We start from the raw sequence: 16,679 nt of genomic DNA, 5'->3' as shown, positions 1-16,679 counted from the left end.
CTTTTTTTTAAGATGAAGAATATGAAGAAAATGAAGCTTTATACGGTCATTTCGCCCCTTTGCATCCTTTTTGCACAGAGCGCATTGACTGTCCAAGCCCAGAAGATAGATGATTCGCAGCTACGGTTGGCTGGTGGCAAGATACTGATAGACAGTGTCTTGACGCAGAAGAAAAGCGACAGTCTCAAGGTTGCTTTCCGCCTCCATCTCGATAGTTTGCAGCTCAAATCAGAGCAACAGCTGGTTTTCACTCCGCTTATCGCCGGAGAAGATACCATCGCCCTGAATCCCATCATCATCAATGGCAAAAACCAGAGCATCAGATACCTGCGCAAAAGCAGCAGTCTGAAAAACAGCCAGGCATTGGTTGTGAGACGCAAGAATGATACCGAGCAACAGGTGCTCTTCTCCCAGACCCTTCCCTACAAGAAGTGGATGAAGGCTTTCAACCTCTCCATGACGGAAGACCTCTGCGGATGCGGCAACCTGATGGATCAGGATACCACGCTGATGGCTAACATCCAGCCGACACCGAGAATCAGTCGCGACCATTACGTGAAGCCAAAGGCTGAAGCCATCAAGGTGAGAGCCGAAAAGGGTGAAGCTTACCTGAGCTTCAAGCTCAACAAGAGCGATATCCTTGCCGACTTCCGTGAGAATGCAACTGAGTTGGGAAAGATTACATCCACCATCGACCTCGTGAAGAACGACAAGGATGTGAGCATCACCAATATCGATATTCATGCTATGCGTCGCCAGACGGTCCTTACGACAACAACGTGCGACTCGCCAACAATCGTGCGGCTGCCCTGCGCAATTATGTATGCAACCTCTACACCATCGATAATAAGCTCTTCACCTATCACGCCACCCCAGAAGACTGGGAGGGATTCAAGAAGAAGGTGGAAGCAAGCAACTTAGCCGATAAGTCTGCCATCCTTGCCGTTGCCAACTCATCATTGGCACCCGATGCAAAGGACCAGAAAATCAAGAAGCTTTATCCGGCTAGCTATCGCTACATCATGAGTGAGATTTATCCTCGTTTGCGCCACAGCGACTATACGGTAACCTATACCGTTCGTCCTTTCGACATTGAGGAGGCAAAGGTAATCTTGAAGACCAAGCCTCAGCAGTTGTCATTACAGGAAATGTATCTAGTGGCACAGACCTATGAGCCTGGTTCTCCAGAGTTCAACGAGGTATTTGATATTGCCGTCCGTCTCTTCCCTGATGATGAGACCGCCAATCTCAATGCCGCCTGCACAGATTTGCAGAAGGGCGACCTTGTAACTGCCGAGAAGCATCTTGCCAAGGCAGGAAACTCGAAGGAAGCTGAGCGCATCAGAAAGATTTACGGGGAAATGAAGGCGGAGCTATAATAGTAAATTGAAATAATTAAATTAACAAATAAACAACTTTAACATAAATGATTATGCGATTAAAGAATTTATTTGGAATGGCAGCTATGCTCGCTTTAGCAGCAAGCTGCAGTGAGAAAGAACTCGTGGAAAGCGGTGGCACAGGCGCCAATGAGCATGGTGCACGTTATGCAACATTTACCATTGTGTTGCCTACCACCAACGGCACACGCGCAGCAGGCGACCCTACTTATGAGGACGGAACACCCAATGAGTATGCCGTAAACAATGCCACACTCCTTGTATTCCGTGGAGAAGCCGGAGAAAAAGAAGCCGATGCTGAATTTGTGGAGAGTGTGGAGTTGGGTGACATGAAGCCCTGGACAGGCGTTGATGACGACCCTAACGTAATCACTACCGAGGCAAACATAACTGCAAGGCTGAACAATTTCGAAAGTAGTTACACAGGCAACTATTATGCAGTTATCATGTTGAACAACAACATGACAGGCAGCAACAAGAAAGTGAAACTACCTGTAAACGGCAACACTTTCAGCGAATGGCAGAAAGCCAACGTCATCAACAGCATGGCCAGCGAAGTGAACGGATTCTACATGGCAAATGCCATGAAAGTGAATGGAACAACAACAAGTACCCTGGTAACAATCGACAAGAAAAAGGTGACAACCAATGAGAGTGCCGCACAGTCGGCTGCCACCATCTATGTAGAGCGTGGCGTGGCTAAGGTTACAATGACCGCATTCAGCGAGATGGATGTTAAGGGTCTTACAGGCGACAAGGTGACCATCACAGCATGGGATCTTGACGTGACCAACAAGAAGTCTTATCCAGTACACAATGTGGACAACTATGATAGCTATGGCGACTACTGGGGCGACATCTGGGAAGAGCCACGTTTCACAAGCGGCCATCCTACATTCAACCGCGCTCACTGGGGTATAGACCCTAACTACAGCACCATCAGCAACGACCAGAAGTATACCGACGAATTCAACTACAAGCCAAAAACTTATGATTTCTCTGGTGCCGGTGAGGCCACAGATCCTAAGTATTGTCTTGAGAACACCTTCTCTCTCGGTCACATGTATCAGAACCAGACAACCCGTGTCATCATGAAGCTACATACGTGCCAAGCGGTTTGATCGCAGGTGAGACATTCTATATGTTCGACGGCAAGAGCGGTTACTTCAAAGAGGATGATCTCACAACTCAGATTTCAACAGCCATCACCAACGCAGGCTATACAGCAGCAGATTTCTCTTTGCCTCTTACAGACGTGAAGAAGGCTGGCAAGCATCTGCTTACCGCTAATGATATCACTAAGACTTCAGGCTCAGTGGAAGTTGACGACGAGTTCCTCGGAAAGGTTAACGCAGCCCTTGGTCTGAGCGACAACAAGAAAATCTCAACATACTATGAGGGCGTTTCTTACTACATTGCACGCATCAAGCACTTCGGCGACGCACTGACCCCATGGAACTCAGGCGACTCAACATACGGAACAGGTGAAGAGGCTAAGAAGAAATACCTCGGCCGCTATGGTATGGTTCGTAACAACTGGTATGAGCTGCAAGTAAATTCAATCAGCAACCCTGGTTCTCCTGATGTGCCAGAGGTTAATCCTGACACTCCAGACGATGAGGGCGACAAGTACTACATCAACTGCTCAGTTAGAATTCTCTCTTGGGCAAAGCGTGTACACGGTATTGACTTGTAAGAAAACAGATTGTATTTAACACAATAAAATTCCGTAATGACTTCACACATGCAGAGGGGGATAAGCATCCTGGCATAACATGGATCAACCGCCCGCTGCGGTGTGAAGCCGTTACAAAAACAACGACAACATTAAACAATAATCAATCATAATTATGGCAAAGAAAATGACTTTCGGTTGGTATCATAGCATGAAGGCAGGGCTGTTGGGATTATTATCCTGTTGCCTGCTTGGTAGCTGCGACAGTCTGATGCATGATGACCTGCCTCCCTGCTTTACAGGGGCTTACTTGCACTTCGTCTACGATTATAACATCCAGCGCGCCGACATGTTCAACGACCACGTGGGCGGGTTAGTTGTCTTCGTCTACGATGAGAACGGCAAGTTCGTCACTCGGCAAGATGCGGCCAACGATGCTCTGACGCAACCGCTAAAGCGTCATGACTTCGCCATGCAACTTCAGCTGCAGCCCGGCAAATATAAGTTTGCAGCCTTTGCCTTCCAGAAAAAATACGAAGAGGCATTGACCGCACCGGGTGCTAAGTTCAGAATAGAAAATCCACAGCTGCGAGACGACATCGAGAGTCTGCACGCTACACTGGACCGCCAGCAAGGTGTTGTTCAAAACCAGGCCATGCCACTCGACACGCTTTGGCAGGGACTCTCCAAGGGCATCGTGGAGGTAAAGAGCCTGGAGATGGTACACGACACCATCAGTCTTGTCCGTGATACCAAGGAACTCACCTTAAGCCTGCACCAGATAGATGCGCCTGCCGACATCTCGGTGGAAGACTTCAGCTTCGAGATAACATGTGCCAACGGAACCATAGGCCATGACAACAGTCTCTGGGAAGACGAAAGGCTCACCTATAAACCTTACTTTACTTGGGATACTGACTTCCGTGACGAAGCGGGCAACGTAAAGGAACGTACCGCCCATGCTGCCATGATGTTCTCCCGACTGGTGCTCTATCCTGTAGCGCAGAACGAGCAAAATGCCATGCTCTCCATCTTTAATAAGAAGACTGGCGAGGAGGTGGTCCGCATCAACCTGGCCGACTGTCTGGCACAGGGAAGGGGAGCCTTCGACTACCTCAACTACTCACCACAGGAGTTCTTGGACCGTGAGTATGACTACCATCTCGACTTCTTCCTCAAAGGCGGCGAGTGGCAGTATGCCAACCTCAGCATATCGGTGCTCAGCTGGAGCAAGCGCATCCAGCGTGTAGATTTCTAAGCAGGCAGTTACACCTTATTATATATAGGTATTAAAATATCGCTCCAATCCCTCAGCGGATACACGATACAGCATAAATGATAGAAGAGTTGAAATGATCACAAAATAGAAAATCAGGTTTGATTAAGTTTAGGTTAGTTCTTTTAAAAAGGTAAATAAGATTGTTTCTTCAGGACGACAAACATGAATTAGCATATAAACGGAAACAATAAACAATATATAAAACATATAAAAGATGAGAAGTCGAAAGTTTTTTTGTTACATGGTTATTCTGTTGCTGGCGGCTATGACAGCCGCTTGCACCGACGACTTGGGTGACAACACTGTCAGCTCAGGTATGTCGGGCAACCTGCAAGTCCTTGTGCCATTGATGCACAGCAACGGCACTCGTGCAGGAGAATCAGACCCGGCAGAAAACTTAACTTATAATGCCACAGAAGAAGAGTGCCGCATCAACAGCCTCCGACTTTTCGCTTTCCCTATAGACGGCAAAGGCACATTGCTCAATGAGTATCTCGGTGCTCCCGGTACCTCGTTCTATGAGCCTGGCAATTTTGAAGGAGGTGTGGATGTAGCCACATATACGCTGCGAATCGACCCCGGCACTTACCGCATCTATGTTGTGGCCAACATGGAGGATGTATTGAAGGATCATCAGCCCATCGACACAGAGGATAAACTTAAAAATGTGGTACTGTATTACATTCCCGAAGGCAAGCCCGGTATGCCTGCCTGTGGCAATATCCCTATGATTTATGAACCCTTAAAGGATACCAACATCACTGGTGATAGCAAGACCACCGACATTGTTGCCAACTTGAAGTTCACCTGTGTCAAGGTAAAACTCAACCTGCTCTTCGACCCTGCTGACTCTGAGATGCAGGAGGCTCTGAAGACCAACGGTCTGAAGATAAATGATATTACAGCAAATAATCTCTCTCAATCCACCAGCTTGGTATGGGGAGGAAAGTTCTACGCTTCTGACAAAGAGGACGTAAGCGGAATTATCAGTTCCAAAATGTATAAGCAATCTTCTGAAGCCAGCGCCGCAGGATCATTCTTCTCTAATTGGACACGCGACGACACCAACAAGAACAAGAGCAATGCGGATGTAATCACTGCTGTGGGTACTGCCGCAGCGGCTCCCTCAAACATAAAGGACAAATGGCTCTTCCAGGGTACATACTATCTGCCTGAGCGCTATATCAAAACCAACGACCAGCAGTCGTTCCTCACACTGAGCAGCATGATTGGCGCCAATGACAACAGCTACAACATCCCATTGGGCCACACCGACAATCCAGAGGCAGAGCCACGCCGCACATTCCCCCGCGGTACCTACTATGAGATTATCGGCAAGATCAAGAGTCTGGGAAACATGACTCTCGACTGTAATGTGAGCGTAAAGGACTGGACTCCTGTAACGATAGATGCAGACTTCAGCCATACCACACTGTGGGTAAACAAGACAAGCGCTCAAATAACCTCCATAGAGGAAGACTCTATTTCCTACAAGTCAAATTGGGTGAATGTGGAGTTTGGTTGCGATGAGATTGTTGATGGTAAGCCCCTCGTCGTTGAAGCTAAAAGAGATGAGGTCAATCATATTATCACCTTTAGGATTAATCCCGAGATTCCCATGAGTGCTTATGGAAAGGGGAAAGGTCAATTTCCTCCGAAAGGAACGACCAAGATATGGCTGAAGGCTAACAACCTGAAGAAATATCTGGATGTAGACTACAATGTAGAACCTCTGTTTGAGGTTGATCCATTGGAGGTAATCATCTATTATGTGGCAGGTGCAGAAACCAACACAAAGGTATTCACTTGGGTTACAAACTTGGGAGGTATCGTGCTTCCTGACAATCTGACTTCCACCATTGGTAAATCAACTATCAATATATCGAAGCCATCCGATGAAAACGCTCCCAAGGGAACATTCCAGGTGGAGGCTACAACCGACCCTGTAACAACTACAGTGCATACATTCCGAGTACACTCGAAAGACTCGTATAATAGCAACTATAAGTACAGAGATATTAAAGTAACAGTAAGACCTCTGGTTGTCGATTACCGTATCTATTTCCGTGCCATTAATGACAGGTCGTCAAATAATGGCCAGTTTGGTACTAACCAATTCCAAGGTATTTTGGATGAATACTATGGAACAGGTGATAACAATAACAACTGGAACGATTCTTGGAGTTCGGACAATGGGATACAAACAAGTAAACATAATGTATATATTTATTCTCAAAAGGGTGAAACGACAGAAACAGCAATACCTAAAGAAAATGTGTGGTATTTTAATAATAGATATAATCAGCCAAGCGGTATGACTGGGGACACGAATAATCCAGGATGGTACTACAAGGACATGGATTTTGATGCTAAAGGATATAGATGGGATTATGGCGACGGTAAAGAAACTACACCGATCAAGCCTGGTGAGACATTGATGATATTCTACAGCTTCAACAACGATGGTGCGGACCTTCACCGCTGCCCTCATCACATGGCGCCTGGTATCACCCTTTTCAACTATGAAGACCGAGAAGGTTGGATACTTTACGACCCGACAACAGACCCCTATTATCGTATTTTCGATGAGAAACCGATAGTTAAGGATATCAATTATGTTGTCTATACCAAGAATAAAGTATTAGGCTGGGCGTTTAGGTTCGGTGTCGCAACAAACAATCCGACATCCTCAGGAAGTAATAGCCAATATACACATTGGGACAACACTTGGGATGGTCACAGCGCCAATAGTTTTAAAAGCGAACAAGTATCAGGAGGCTGGTGGAAGACAACGATAACGTTAAAAGCGGTTGACGGATATCATGAGAAGGGTATAGTCCTTCAGTTTGAAAAGGATGACTATAAAGAGAAATATACCCTTTTCGGAGGTAGAAGTTATGAGAAGTATAACGATACAGGATATTATGACAATGATAGCTGGCATCCTGGTAAACCATCAGGTGTATAAACAAGTAAAGTAAGTAAGGAAATGAAAAAGATAATATCTCTTTTAGTGGCACTGCTGACATTGGCAGCATGTAGCGACACTTTGAACGAAGGTTCCACCCCAAGCAACAAGAATGGGGTGGAAGATGGGGGCATCACGCTCACCATCAACCTTCCCGACTTTACAAAAGAAGAGCTGACAAGAGCTGGAAGTTTAGCGCATCTCCATGCTATAACATACGACAAAAACAATAATTGTTTGTCCTGCCAAGAAATTTCCACAGGCAATGTCACAATAGATGAGAATGGCAAGGCTAAGGTCAGGCTCCCTTTGACAAATGATGCGGAAACCATCCATATTGTAGCATATGTTTCGTCATTGACCAAAGAGCAATGCCAGGGTGGTTTAGACCAGACAACAGTAAGCGGAACTATTGATATGGACAAGCCGATCTGCTGGGGCTATGCCAAAATTTCAGATTTATTGAACAATCCTGACTATGAGGTAACGCTTTTGCGAATGTTTGCCAAGGTTAAGGTTGTAGAGGAATCAAAGCCATCTGCTGATTTTATTGGTGACGGCACATTCACACTTGCAGGCTATAAACTCTACAATGCCGCCGACCAAGGAACCATCGCTCCAACAGGTCTTGATTATAACGCAACAACCCCAAACATCCCTACCACTGTAACCTATAATAGCAATAGTGGAGATTGGACAACCGCAGAAATTCCGTTCTATGAGTCTGCTGCTGCGGCAAATCAAGCCTACCTGATTATAAAAGGTGAGTATGAGGGAAAAGAAGGCTACTACAAAGTTGCGTTCTATAACGGAGACAATACTTTCATGAGCCTGCTCCGCAACCATGCCTATACTGTAAAAATCATACATGTCAATACGAAAGGCTGGGATACAGAAGCAAAGGCTATGGCTGACCCATACCCGGAGAATCGTATGAAAGTGGATGTCATAGATGACAATCCCAACATCACAGATATGATAGCCTGCAAGGACTATCACCTCGGTGTGAGCGACCAGGTGAGCGCGGCATGGAACGACTCCACTACCGCCACACTTGTCACCACCATTAAGGACGGTTCGTGGAAAGTGGAATCTAAGGATGCAGATTGGATTGGCAAAATCAGTATTAGCGCAACGATTGACATACCGGATGCAGCAGGTCCAAACTCTACATCAGGAAAGAAATATCGCCTCTCCATCCCATTGACAGAGAACCGCTACTCAGAAGAAACACGGGAAGGACATGTCGTAGTCAGGTCTGGTGACTTGACCCGCACCATCACCATCACGCAAAAGGGTAACGATTTCAAACGTTCGGACACCCGCACGGTCATTCTTCTTGATAAGAGTGATAATCGTCAAATTTCAGATGATTATTTCCATAATTTCATAGACCAGACACAAGGTATCAAACCGGAAGACCTGCAATATGGAACCGTAAGAAACGATGGTCTCCACTTCACCGTAGTAAGCAATCGTTACAGGTATTGGATTCCTAAGAATGAATCAAATGAGACTTGTACCAAAGGGTCCGAGAACAGTGACAGATATACTATCCAAGAAATCACCAATAACAGAAAGAGCTATTGGCAAGTAGATTTGGTAAATAACGAAGATAACAACTTCAACTTTTGGAAAGGAGATTTCACCATCTCTTACACCACCAGTGACGGGCACACGATTAACATTAAATATCCAGTCTATCACAGTGGTATCTTCCATGAAATATCAGATGCCCACCAACAGCCACCTGTCGATCCTAATGGTAATGGTGAAGAAAAATTGCCAACGGTCAAAGGCAGATTCTATTATGGTGTCATTAAAGTGCAAGGCAAAAACAAAACGTATATCATGCTGGACCGAAACCTCGGGGCATCCAACAATGGTAACTATTCAATAGAAACAAAAGCACTGCAAGCCAACAGGAACGCTATTGGTGGATATTTCCAAATTGCTAACGAAAAAAGAGCTCAAAATCTTGCAGGCAGCTTGTTAAAAGACTTGATTCCCCATGGTTTCAAAATTCCCGAAAATGACGATATCCAAGATATTATAGACGGTGGAAAACTTAAGGTAGTCAATCGCTACACCGAGTCGGGTGAGGTCTACAACAGTATAGAAATAACGACAGTCAACTCTGTGCTGCCAACTATCTATCTGCCTACAACCGGTTATGTAGAAGGTGAGAGCCTTAAGAACCCTACCCATGTCTCCCTATGGACAAAGACATTGCTCTCTGGTAACCAGGGTTTCGACACCACCAGTCCTGAGTATGGATTCTGGTATCGCTATTTTGATATCTATGGCAGGATTATGACATTGTCTAACTTGCGTTTCGTCAGCGGCAGCAATGGAAGAAATACAGGTATCTACAGAGCCATGCCAATCCGCCTGGTACATGTTCTGCAATAAACATAAGATAAGTGATAAATATTATAACATCTTTTACTTATATATAAACATAGCATAAAAAACAGCTGTTTTTAAAAAGAAGGGTTGGGCTTTCGTGAGAAAGTCCAGCCCTTCGTTTTGTCAGGATACTCCTGACAAGGAGTCAAGACGTCGCTGAGAGGTTATCATGATAGTACTGACGGGTGGCAAAGACGCTTCCAGCGCTTATTGCCTCACTACGGCATTATATTGCCCTTTACCAGGGCAATATCGTGCCATTGCCAGGCACAAAACGATACGTCGGGAGAGAAAATCCCCCCTCTCTTTTTTACTCTTCACTCTTCACCAAATCGCCTGAAACCCCGATAAACACAGGGGTTGCGAGAGGTGAAGAGTGGCGCACCACTCTTCACCACTCTTCACCACTCTTCACCTTTTGCCGGTGATCCATTTTATCTTTTCGTTTTGCCAAACAAATCAGAATGAGTACCTGTAGTTAACATCAACAGCGTCAATTCCGTATCATTCTGTTCCCATATCAAAAGCCAATCTGATTCAATATGAGCTTCCCATTCACCTTCATGATTACCATGAAGTATATGTGGTTTGTATTCTGAAGGTAAAGTACCATTTTCTACCAATAAGTAAATCGCTTTCTGTAATTTCTCTATCGGATAGCCACGCTTGCGACAAAGTTTCAACGCTTTGTCGAATCTTTTAGTTGTTCCTAATTTATACATCACTTACCAAGAATAGTATCAAACATTTCATCAACAGAGTTCCATTGTGTAACTCTACCTTTAGCAACATCCTCTTCAGCAAGTTCCAATTCCGTTTTCTTAGGTTTCAAAACCGAAATAGAACTTACTCCATGGAGCATTTGAATGGCACTTTTAAGTTTATTGACCAAAGATGGGTCTGATATTGAAACCACTAACTGTGGTTCTTTTAATCCTATCGCTCTTGATTTCATAATCTTCTCCTTTAAAACGTTTAACATAATTAAGATACAAAAATACATTATTCCCCTCACACCGCCAAACTTCTTGCATTATTTTAACGTTAAAGGTCTTGATTTAACCCAAGTTTGGCACTTTAACCTGCTTTATTCATCATCACAAATTTTTCCGGGTGAAGGGTGGTGAAGAGTGGTGAAGAGTCGAGCGCACTCTTCACCCTATCAAAACAACTCATACACAATGACTTACACCACTTCGGTGAAGAGTGAAGAGTATTTTTGAAACTGGCGGATTATCGCTACAAGTTGCAGCGGATTGCAAATCCGCTGGGACGCCTAACGGAAGACAGCCACCTCACGCATTGCAAATCCGCTGGGACGCATCACGGAAGACAGGAAGATTTAAAATAAATATCCGCCCACCAGCTGATTTCCACTTGCACAACAGGTGTTGGGCGAGCGCATATCAGCTGTTATGCAAGCGCACAACAGCTGTTGTGCGGCTGGAAAGATAGGCTTTTCCGGCTTATACTATTAGTTCTTCTGGCAACAAGTAAAGGTTACTCCGAAGACTATTTACGTTAAATCGATGCAGCAACGATAATACTTACAAGGCACAGCGATAGTACTTACAAGGCACAGCGATAGTACAGTTATCTATCGCCTGGCTTATGGGGAGAACTTGTATCTGATAATTTTATGATTTCAATTGATGCAATTGCTCATGGGTTAAGCCTGTCAGTTCCATGATAGAGTCATCATCCATACCCTTTAATAGCATTTTCTTCGCTATATCAAGACTTTTGTGATAACTACCTCTTGCTTCACCTTTGGCAAAACCCTTAGCTTCACCTTTGGCAAAACCCTTAGCTTCACCTTTGGCAAAACCCTTAGCTTCACCTTCATCAATACCATTCATGTAATAGCTCATTAAGACACCATAGTAATCATCGGCGGCCTTTAAGCTTTCATCATATTTCTCTTGCTCTTCCTGACTCAGACAGCGGGAATCTGCCAGTTCAGCTAGACGCTTGAAAATCTTCTTCTGTGCCGTAAACGGCATTCTCTCTAATGCTTCCATATGCTTTAATACATAAATCCATTTGTCAAAATCACTTTCACATTCTTCAGCCTTCTTGTCAAAGAAAGGAAGAGACAAGTAGATGTGAAGGGGTTAATATATTTACCCATGGCAAAATATTGAGATAATTGATATCTGATGGCAAATTTACGATTTTTCTCTGAAAACTCCAAGAAAAAAATGCAAAAATTTGAAAAACCATAGAATTTACCTCTATTGAATAACAAAACTATCAACCACTTATGATTTGCAATCCGTCGTATAAAAAGGTTCGACCTATCAAACCTGGGGATTTGCAATCCCCCCTGTCGGAATCGATTTACATCTTTTTAATTGCCAAAAACTTGCACAATCCAAAAAATTGCCGTATCTTTGCGGCTAAAGAAAGGAATAGGAGAAATGATTATGGCAAACAATGAATACAGAAAGCTGCCGGTAGGCATACAATCTTTCAATGTTATCAGAGAGGAAGGATACCTCTATGTTGATAAAACTGACATGATTTGGAAATTGGCGAACCAAGGTTTTAAGTATAATTACTTGAGCCGTCCTCGCCGATTCGGAAAATCTGTGCTTGTTGATACGCTCCAGGCTTACTTCGAAGGAAGAAAAGATCTCTTCGAAGGACTGAAAATCATGGAGCTGGAAAAAGATTGGAAACAGTACCCGGTAATTCGACTTGATATGAGCCGAGGGGGAGCAACCGCAGATGAAGTTAAGGCATATCTGGATCAAACGTTTGATGTTTATGAGCAATTATATGGCATCCATATTAAACCAACAGATTCACTGGGAAACCGCTTCGACCTCATCATCAAAACCGCCTATAAGCAAACAGGGCTCAAAGTCGCCATTCTCATCGATGAATACGACTCTCCTCTCCAGCACTCCTGGAAACTCCCGAGCATGAGGGTTGCACAGACGTATATAGAAGCGTTTTTGCCATTCTGAAGGCTGATGATGCCTACCAGCGTTTCGTCTTCATCACGGGCATTACCAAGTTTACGCAGATTTCTCTCTTCTCGGTTCTCAACAACCTGACCAATATCAGTTTCCTTCCAGAATATGCTGCCATCTGCGGCATCACAGAAGAAGAAATCGGACAGAACTTCAAGCCGGAACTGGAAAGAATGGCAGAAGTGAACGGCTGGACTTTGCAGCAAACCCATGATAATCTGAAGGATTACTACGACGGCTACCATTTCAGTCGCAGAAATATGGTGGACATCTACAATCCTTTCAGTCTCCTCAATGCACTTGATACACAAGACCTGAGCTGTTTCTGGGTTTCATCTGGGGCTACATCCATGCTGCCGAAGTTTGTGGATAACATGGAGCTTCGCTTACGCAATTTCGAACATTGTCCAATCTTACGCAAGACGCTTGAGAGTTCTGATGTAATCAATGGTGGTGCCGAGCTTTTCCTCTATCAGACGGGCTATCTTACCATCAAAAGCAGCGATGAATTTGGTTACTTCCTCGGTTTCCCTAATCAGGAAGTGAAACAGGCTCTCTACGAGGTGGTACTGCCCACGCTGACGATGCGATCTGAAAGCGATATCATCAGTCTGCAGAGTAGTCTGTTCCGTCAATTGGGTACTGGTGAAATCGCAGATGCTATGAAAACATTGAAAGCATTGGTTGCCGACGTGCCTTACAGCAACAAGAAGCTTGCCTCAATGGATATGGAAGAGCGCTATAGACTCATCATCAGTACCATTCTGAATGCCATCGGACTGAAAGTAGAAGTAGAGCACATGCTTGCCACAGGAAGAATCGACCTCATAGCCCAGACTTCCCGCTACATCTACGTGATAGAACTGAAGCTGAGAAACAATGGCGGCAAGAAGGCTGCCATCCAGCAGATTCTAGACAACCAATACCTGGAACCTTTCAAGGCTGACAAGCGAAAGGTGATAGGCCTCGGCATAGAACTGGACGAGGAAGGAAAAGGCATATTGGATTGGGGGATTACTTCATAGATTTTCCGTGCATAATCCGATGAATAATGACACACCCTCACAGAGGATAAAAAGGTGGATTTTCAGCAGAAAATCCACCTTTTACACTATATTCTCCGTTTTGTCCACCTCTTTTCCGTGTATTTTGTGTACTTTTGCGGCTGTGTATGAATCGCAGCAGGAAGTAACTTCCAAAAGCTGCGGCTTCATGCTACCAGCAAATAACAAGCAACAAAATAAAAACAAGCCTAAAAATAAGCAAATGAACAAGAAAAGACAGTTTTTACTTTCGGCAGCTCTCGCCTCTTTCATGGCAGCCAGCGCCCAAGTAACCATTCAGGTAGATGCCTCTAACCCAGGCGTCAAGGTTTCACCTAATTTATATGGTATCTTCTTCGAGGATATCAACCATGCGGCTGACGGCGGACTCTATGCCGAACTCATCAGCAACCGCTCCTTCGAAGACGATGACAAGAACATCCCTACCTGGAAAACTTCCGCCCAGGAAGGTGCAAAGATCCAGACACAACTCATCAACAAGGGTCTGCTCAACCAGGCACAGGGCAAGGCTCTCCAGCTTACCATTGCTGCCAAACCAGCTGCCACAGCCTCTCTCATCAACGAGGCTTCTGGGGCATCAACGCCGTACAGGGCAGAACCTACAAGCTCTCTTTCTGGGCAAAGGGTAGCTACAAGGGCGGATTGAAGGCTCGACTCACCAAGCAAAGGGCGACAAGGTGTATGCTGAAACATCCCTCAATGCCAAGGTAGGCAAGAAGTGGACAAAATTTACTGCTGAACTCACAGCCAATGCCAACGATGCGAAAGCACAGTTTGAACTCGTAGCCGACGGCAAGGGTACCATCGTTTTGGATGTAGTAAGCCTCTTCCCTCCTACTTTCAAGAATCGCGAGAACGGTTTGCGCCCTGATTTGGCTCAGCTTCTCTATAACATCCATCCTAAGTTCGTCCGCTTCCCAGGCGGTTGCTACGTAGAGGGACAGGAATCTCCAGAGAATGCATTCCACTGGGAGAAGACCATCGGTCCTATCGAGGAGCGTCCGGGCCATAAGAACGTAAACTGGCGCTACCGTACCAGCGATGGTATGGGATTCGATGAGTATCTGCAGCTTGCCGAGGATCTGAACGCCAAGCCGCTCTATGTAGTCAACGTAGGTTTGTGGCACGGCGGTATGACTCCGGTGGATAGCATCCAGCCTTGGATTGATGAGTGCATGAATGCCCTGGAGTATGCCAACGGTCCTGTTACCTCCAAGTATGGTGCGCTGCGTGCCAAGAACGGTCATCCGGAGCCATACAACATCGAGTATCTGGAGATTGGTAATGAGAACAACCAGCCGGATCCTGCGGCTCAGAGCGACCATTACTACGAGCGCTTCAAGAAGTTCAAGGATGCCGTTCTGGCGAAATATCCTAAGATGCATCTCATCGGCAACGTGGTAGCCTGGGGCGATGACAACCCTAAGTGGGAAAGCCAGGAGAGCGTGGAACTGCTCGATGAGCACTACTACAGAAACCCAGCCTGGTTTGCCGAGAACTTCAACAAGTATGATAACTACGACCGCAAGGGCAGCGAGATTTATGTAGGCGAATATGCCGTAACCCAGGGCTTCGGCAATATGGGTTCACTCGATGCAGCACTTGGTGAGGCTGTCTATATGATGGGCATCGAGAACAATTCTGACATCGTGACCATGGCATCCTACGCTCCTATCTTCGCCAACCTCAACAACCGTATGTGGGCACCGGATATGATTCAATATACATCTGATAAGGTATTCGGAACTCCATCTTACTACGTTCAGAACGTGATGGCGAACAACATCGGTACCCGTGTATTGAAGGTGAACCAGGAGAATCCATACAAGTATGAGCAGACTCAGGTGAAGCCAGCCATCTGCCGTGTGGGTATGGGAACATGGGGCACCCAGGTTTCTTTCGAGGACAAGGGCTACAGCGATGAGAACGGCAAGGCGCTGCCAATGACCATGCAGGAACTGCCTACCGACATCCGTGGACAGTGGAAAGCTGAGGGCAGCCTCATCAAGCAGACCAGCAACGAGGAGAGCTGCATCCGTCTGAACCCAGGCGAGATTACCAACAACGGCTATATATATAAGGTACGCGCGAAAAAGGATGCCGGCAACGAGGGCTTCCTCATCATCTTCAACTACGTGGATAAGAACAACTACTGCTGGTTGAACCTTGGTGGCTGGAACAATACCCAGCATGGTGTGGAGTCTATCGTGAATGGTGCCAAGAGTCAGATAGCTACCTGCCCAGGCAAGATTGAAACCGGCAAGTGGTATGATATCGAGCTGAAGGTAGTAGCGACAGCATCTTCGCCAAGTTGGATGGCAAGGAGGTATTCGCCACCAAGTTGAAGGCGAACACCCTTCCTGGCATCTTCTCTACAGCTACACTCGACGAGCAGACGGGCGAGGTAATCCTGAAGATTGCCAACACCAGCACCGAGCATACCACAGCGAAGATCAATCTTCAGGGTAAGGAGATTAAGGCTGGCAAGCTCATCCGCCTTTCAGCCAAGAACGGTCTGGAGGAGAACACCATCGACAATCCTACCAACATCTATCCTGTAGAAAACTACGTAACTACAGAGAAGAATGGTGCCACGGTAGAGATTCCAGCCAGCTCGCTGAACATCATCCGTTTGAAGTAAGAAACAAGCTACGTCTAGGGCATTAAGCCCTAGACAACTCCATCATAAAATCCATTTTGAATAGTTGATAAGAAAGTTAGTTAGAAAATGGAAGGCGCAACCTGCGTGATGCAGATTGCCGCCTTATTTTTATCTATCGCTTCTTTTATCCGAAAGCATAATTGAAGAGCAGGAAGATGTCAACTCAGTCTTAACCGTAGTAGTCTTCGGGTCGAAGCCCAATAATGCTTTTAATTTATTCATTTCTTATATTGCGATTGATTTT

At 45.5% G+C, this 16,679-nt stretch carries 15 protein-coding genes; 12 read left to right on the top strand and 3 right to left on the bottom strand.

All coding sequences use genetic code 11. The features are described from left to right. Positions 1-21: 21 nt before the first annotated feature. The 7 genes from DW830_RS02925 (at position 22) to DW830_RS02895 (ending at position 9,734) form a co-directional block, all read left to right on the top strand. Entirely contained in the window at positions 22-921 is a 900-nt protein-coding gene (locus DW830_RS02925; RefSeq protein ID WP_158573418.1) for a DUF3868 domain-containing protein, read from the top strand. Beyond that, positions 903-1,379 (top strand): hypothetical protein, encoded by a 477-nt coding sequence (locus tag DW830_RS15735; RefSeq protein WP_119248795.1) that lies wholly within the window; start codon positions 903-905, stop codon positions 1,377-1,379. The genes DW830_RS02925 and DW830_RS15735 overlap by 19 nt, the downstream gene beginning before the upstream one ends. A 53-nt stretch (positions 1,380-1,432) precedes the next feature. Next, positions 1,433-2,521 carry a hypothetical protein gene (locus tag DW830_RS02915; RefSeq protein WP_147487184.1) on the top strand — a complete coding sequence of 363 codons (1,089 nt, stop codon included), beginning with the start codon at positions 1,433-1,435 and terminating at the stop codon, positions 2,519-2,521. Continuing rightward, complete coding sequence (locus tag DW830_RS02910; RefSeq protein WP_147487183.1) at positions 2,506-3,096, top strand: Mfa1 fimbrilin C-terminal domain-containing protein; 591 nt, start codon at positions 2,506-2,508, stop codon at positions 3,094-3,096. The genes DW830_RS02915 and DW830_RS02910 overlap by 16 nt, the downstream gene beginning before the upstream one ends. Positions 3,097-3,250: 154 nt before the next feature. Further along, complete coding sequence (locus DW830_RS02905) at positions 3,251-4,333, top strand: FimB/Mfa2 family fimbrial subunit (RefSeq protein ID WP_119248792.1); 1,083 nt, start codon at positions 3,251-3,253, stop codon at positions 4,331-4,333. A gap of 262 nt (positions 4,334-4,595) precedes the next feature. Then, positions 4,596-7,322: a hypothetical protein gene (locus DW830_RS02900; protein WP_119248791.1), complete on the top strand. Its 2,727-nt coding sequence runs from the start codon at positions 4,596-4,598 to the stop codon at positions 7,320-7,322. A gap of 21 nt (positions 7,323-7,343) precedes the next feature. Then, positions 7,344-9,734 carry a lipoprotein gene (locus DW830_RS02895; RefSeq protein WP_119248790.1) on the top strand — a complete coding sequence of 797 codons (2,391 nt, stop codon included), beginning with the start codon at positions 7,344-7,346 and terminating at the stop codon, positions 9,732-9,734. Between the two features lie 431 nt (positions 9,735-10,165). Here DW830_RS02895 and DW830_RS02890 read toward each other — a convergent pair whose 3' ends face one another. The 3 genes from DW830_RS02890 to DW830_RS02880 form a co-directional block, all read right to left on the bottom strand. After that, positions 10,166-10,453 (bottom strand): type II toxin-antitoxin system YafQ family toxin, encoded by a 288-nt coding sequence (locus DW830_RS02890; RefSeq protein ID WP_199656046.1) that lies wholly within the window; start codon positions 10,451-10,453, stop codon positions 10,166-10,168. Beyond that, complete coding sequence (locus DW830_RS02885; RefSeq protein WP_147381887.1) at positions 10,453-10,686, bottom strand: hypothetical protein; 234 nt, start codon at positions 10,684-10,686, stop codon at positions 10,453-10,455. Before DW830_RS02885 ends, DW830_RS02890 begins: the two co-directional genes overlap by 1 nt. 682 nt (positions 10,687-11,368) lie before the next feature. After that, positions 11,369-11,830: a PD-(D/E)XK nuclease family transposase gene (locus DW830_RS02880; protein ID WP_233544350.1), complete on the bottom strand. Its 462-nt coding sequence runs from the start codon at positions 11,828-11,830 to the stop codon at positions 11,369-11,371. A 327-nt stretch (positions 11,831-12,157) separates the two neighbouring features. On the opposite strand from DW830_RS02880, the gene DW830_RS16245 reads away from it, so the two are divergent. From DW830_RS16245 to DW830_RS16230, 5 genes are all read left to right on the top strand, one after another. After that, on the top strand, positions 12,158-12,703 hold the full coding sequence (locus tag DW830_RS16245) for an AAA family ATPase (protein ID WP_255415608.1): 546 nt from the start codon (positions 12,158-12,160) through the stop codon (positions 12,701-12,703). Next, positions 12,619-13,734, top strand: coding sequence for an AAA family ATPase (locus DW830_RS16860; protein WP_317125366.1), 1,116 nt, complete (start codon positions 12,619-12,621; stop codon positions 13,732-13,734). Before DW830_RS16245 ends, DW830_RS16860 begins: the two co-directional genes overlap by 85 nt. 241 nt (positions 13,735-13,975) lie before the next feature. Beyond that, positions 13,976-14,419 carry a hypothetical protein gene (locus tag DW830_RS16235; protein WP_233544349.1) on the top strand — a complete coding sequence of 148 codons (444 nt, stop codon included), beginning with the start codon at positions 13,976-13,978 and terminating at the stop codon, positions 14,417-14,419. A gap of 31 nt (positions 14,420-14,450) precedes the next feature. After that, complete coding sequence (locus DW830_RS02870; RefSeq protein WP_233544348.1) at positions 14,451-16,118, top strand: alpha-L-arabinofuranosidase C-terminal domain-containing protein; 1,668 nt, start codon at positions 14,451-14,453, stop codon at positions 16,116-16,118. Then, positions 16,085-16,414: an alpha-L-arabinofuranosidase C-terminal domain-containing protein gene (locus tag DW830_RS16230; RefSeq protein WP_233544347.1), complete on the top strand. Its 330-nt coding sequence runs from the start codon at positions 16,085-16,087 to the stop codon at positions 16,412-16,414. Before DW830_RS02870 ends, DW830_RS16230 begins: the two co-directional genes overlap by 34 nt. The last annotated feature ends 265 nt before the right edge of the window (positions 16,415-16,679 follow it).

It is taken from the genome of Prevotella sp. AM34-19LB, from assembly GCF_003468525.1.
In the GTDB taxonomy this organism is placed as follows: domain Bacteria; phylum Bacteroidota; class Bacteroidia; order Bacteroidales; family Bacteroidaceae; genus Prevotella.
Note: the sequence above shows the minus strand (reverse complement) of the source record. Positions and strands in the feature narration are given on the sequence as shown.

Coding starts and splice junctions, on each gene's coding strand:
- DW830_RS16245 (WP_255415608.1), top strand. CDS start 12,158: ATGGCAAACAATGAATACAGAAAGCTGCCGGTAGGCATACAATCTTTC.
- DW830_RS16235 (WP_233544349.1), top strand. CDS start 13,976: ATGAACAAGAAAAGACAGTTTTTACTTTCGGCAGCTCTCGCCTCTTTC.
- DW830_RS02900 (WP_119248791.1), top strand. CDS start 4,596: ATGGTTATTCTGTTGCTGGCGGCTATGACAGCCGCTTGCACCGACGAC.
- DW830_RS02925 (WP_158573418.1), top strand. CDS start 22: ATGAAGAAAATGAAGCTTTATACGGTCATTTCGCCCCTTTGCATCCTT.
- DW830_RS02915 (WP_147487184.1), top strand. CDS start 1,433: ATGCGATTAAAGAATTTATTTGGAATGGCAGCTATGCTCGCTTTAGCA.
- DW830_RS02905 (WP_119248792.1), top strand. CDS start 3,251: ATGGCAAAGAAAATGACTTTCGGTTGGTATCATAGCATGAAGGCAGGG.
- DW830_RS02890 (WP_199656046.1), bottom strand. CDS start 10,453: ATGTATAAATTAGGAACAACTAAAAGATTCGACAAAGCGTTGAAACTT.
- DW830_RS02895 (WP_119248790.1), top strand. CDS start 7,344: ATGAAAAAGATAATATCTCTTTTAGTGGCACTGCTGACATTGGCAGCA.
- DW830_RS02885 (WP_147381887.1), bottom strand. CDS start 10,686: ATGAAATCAAGAGCGATAGGATTAAAAGAACCACAGTTAGTGGTTTCA.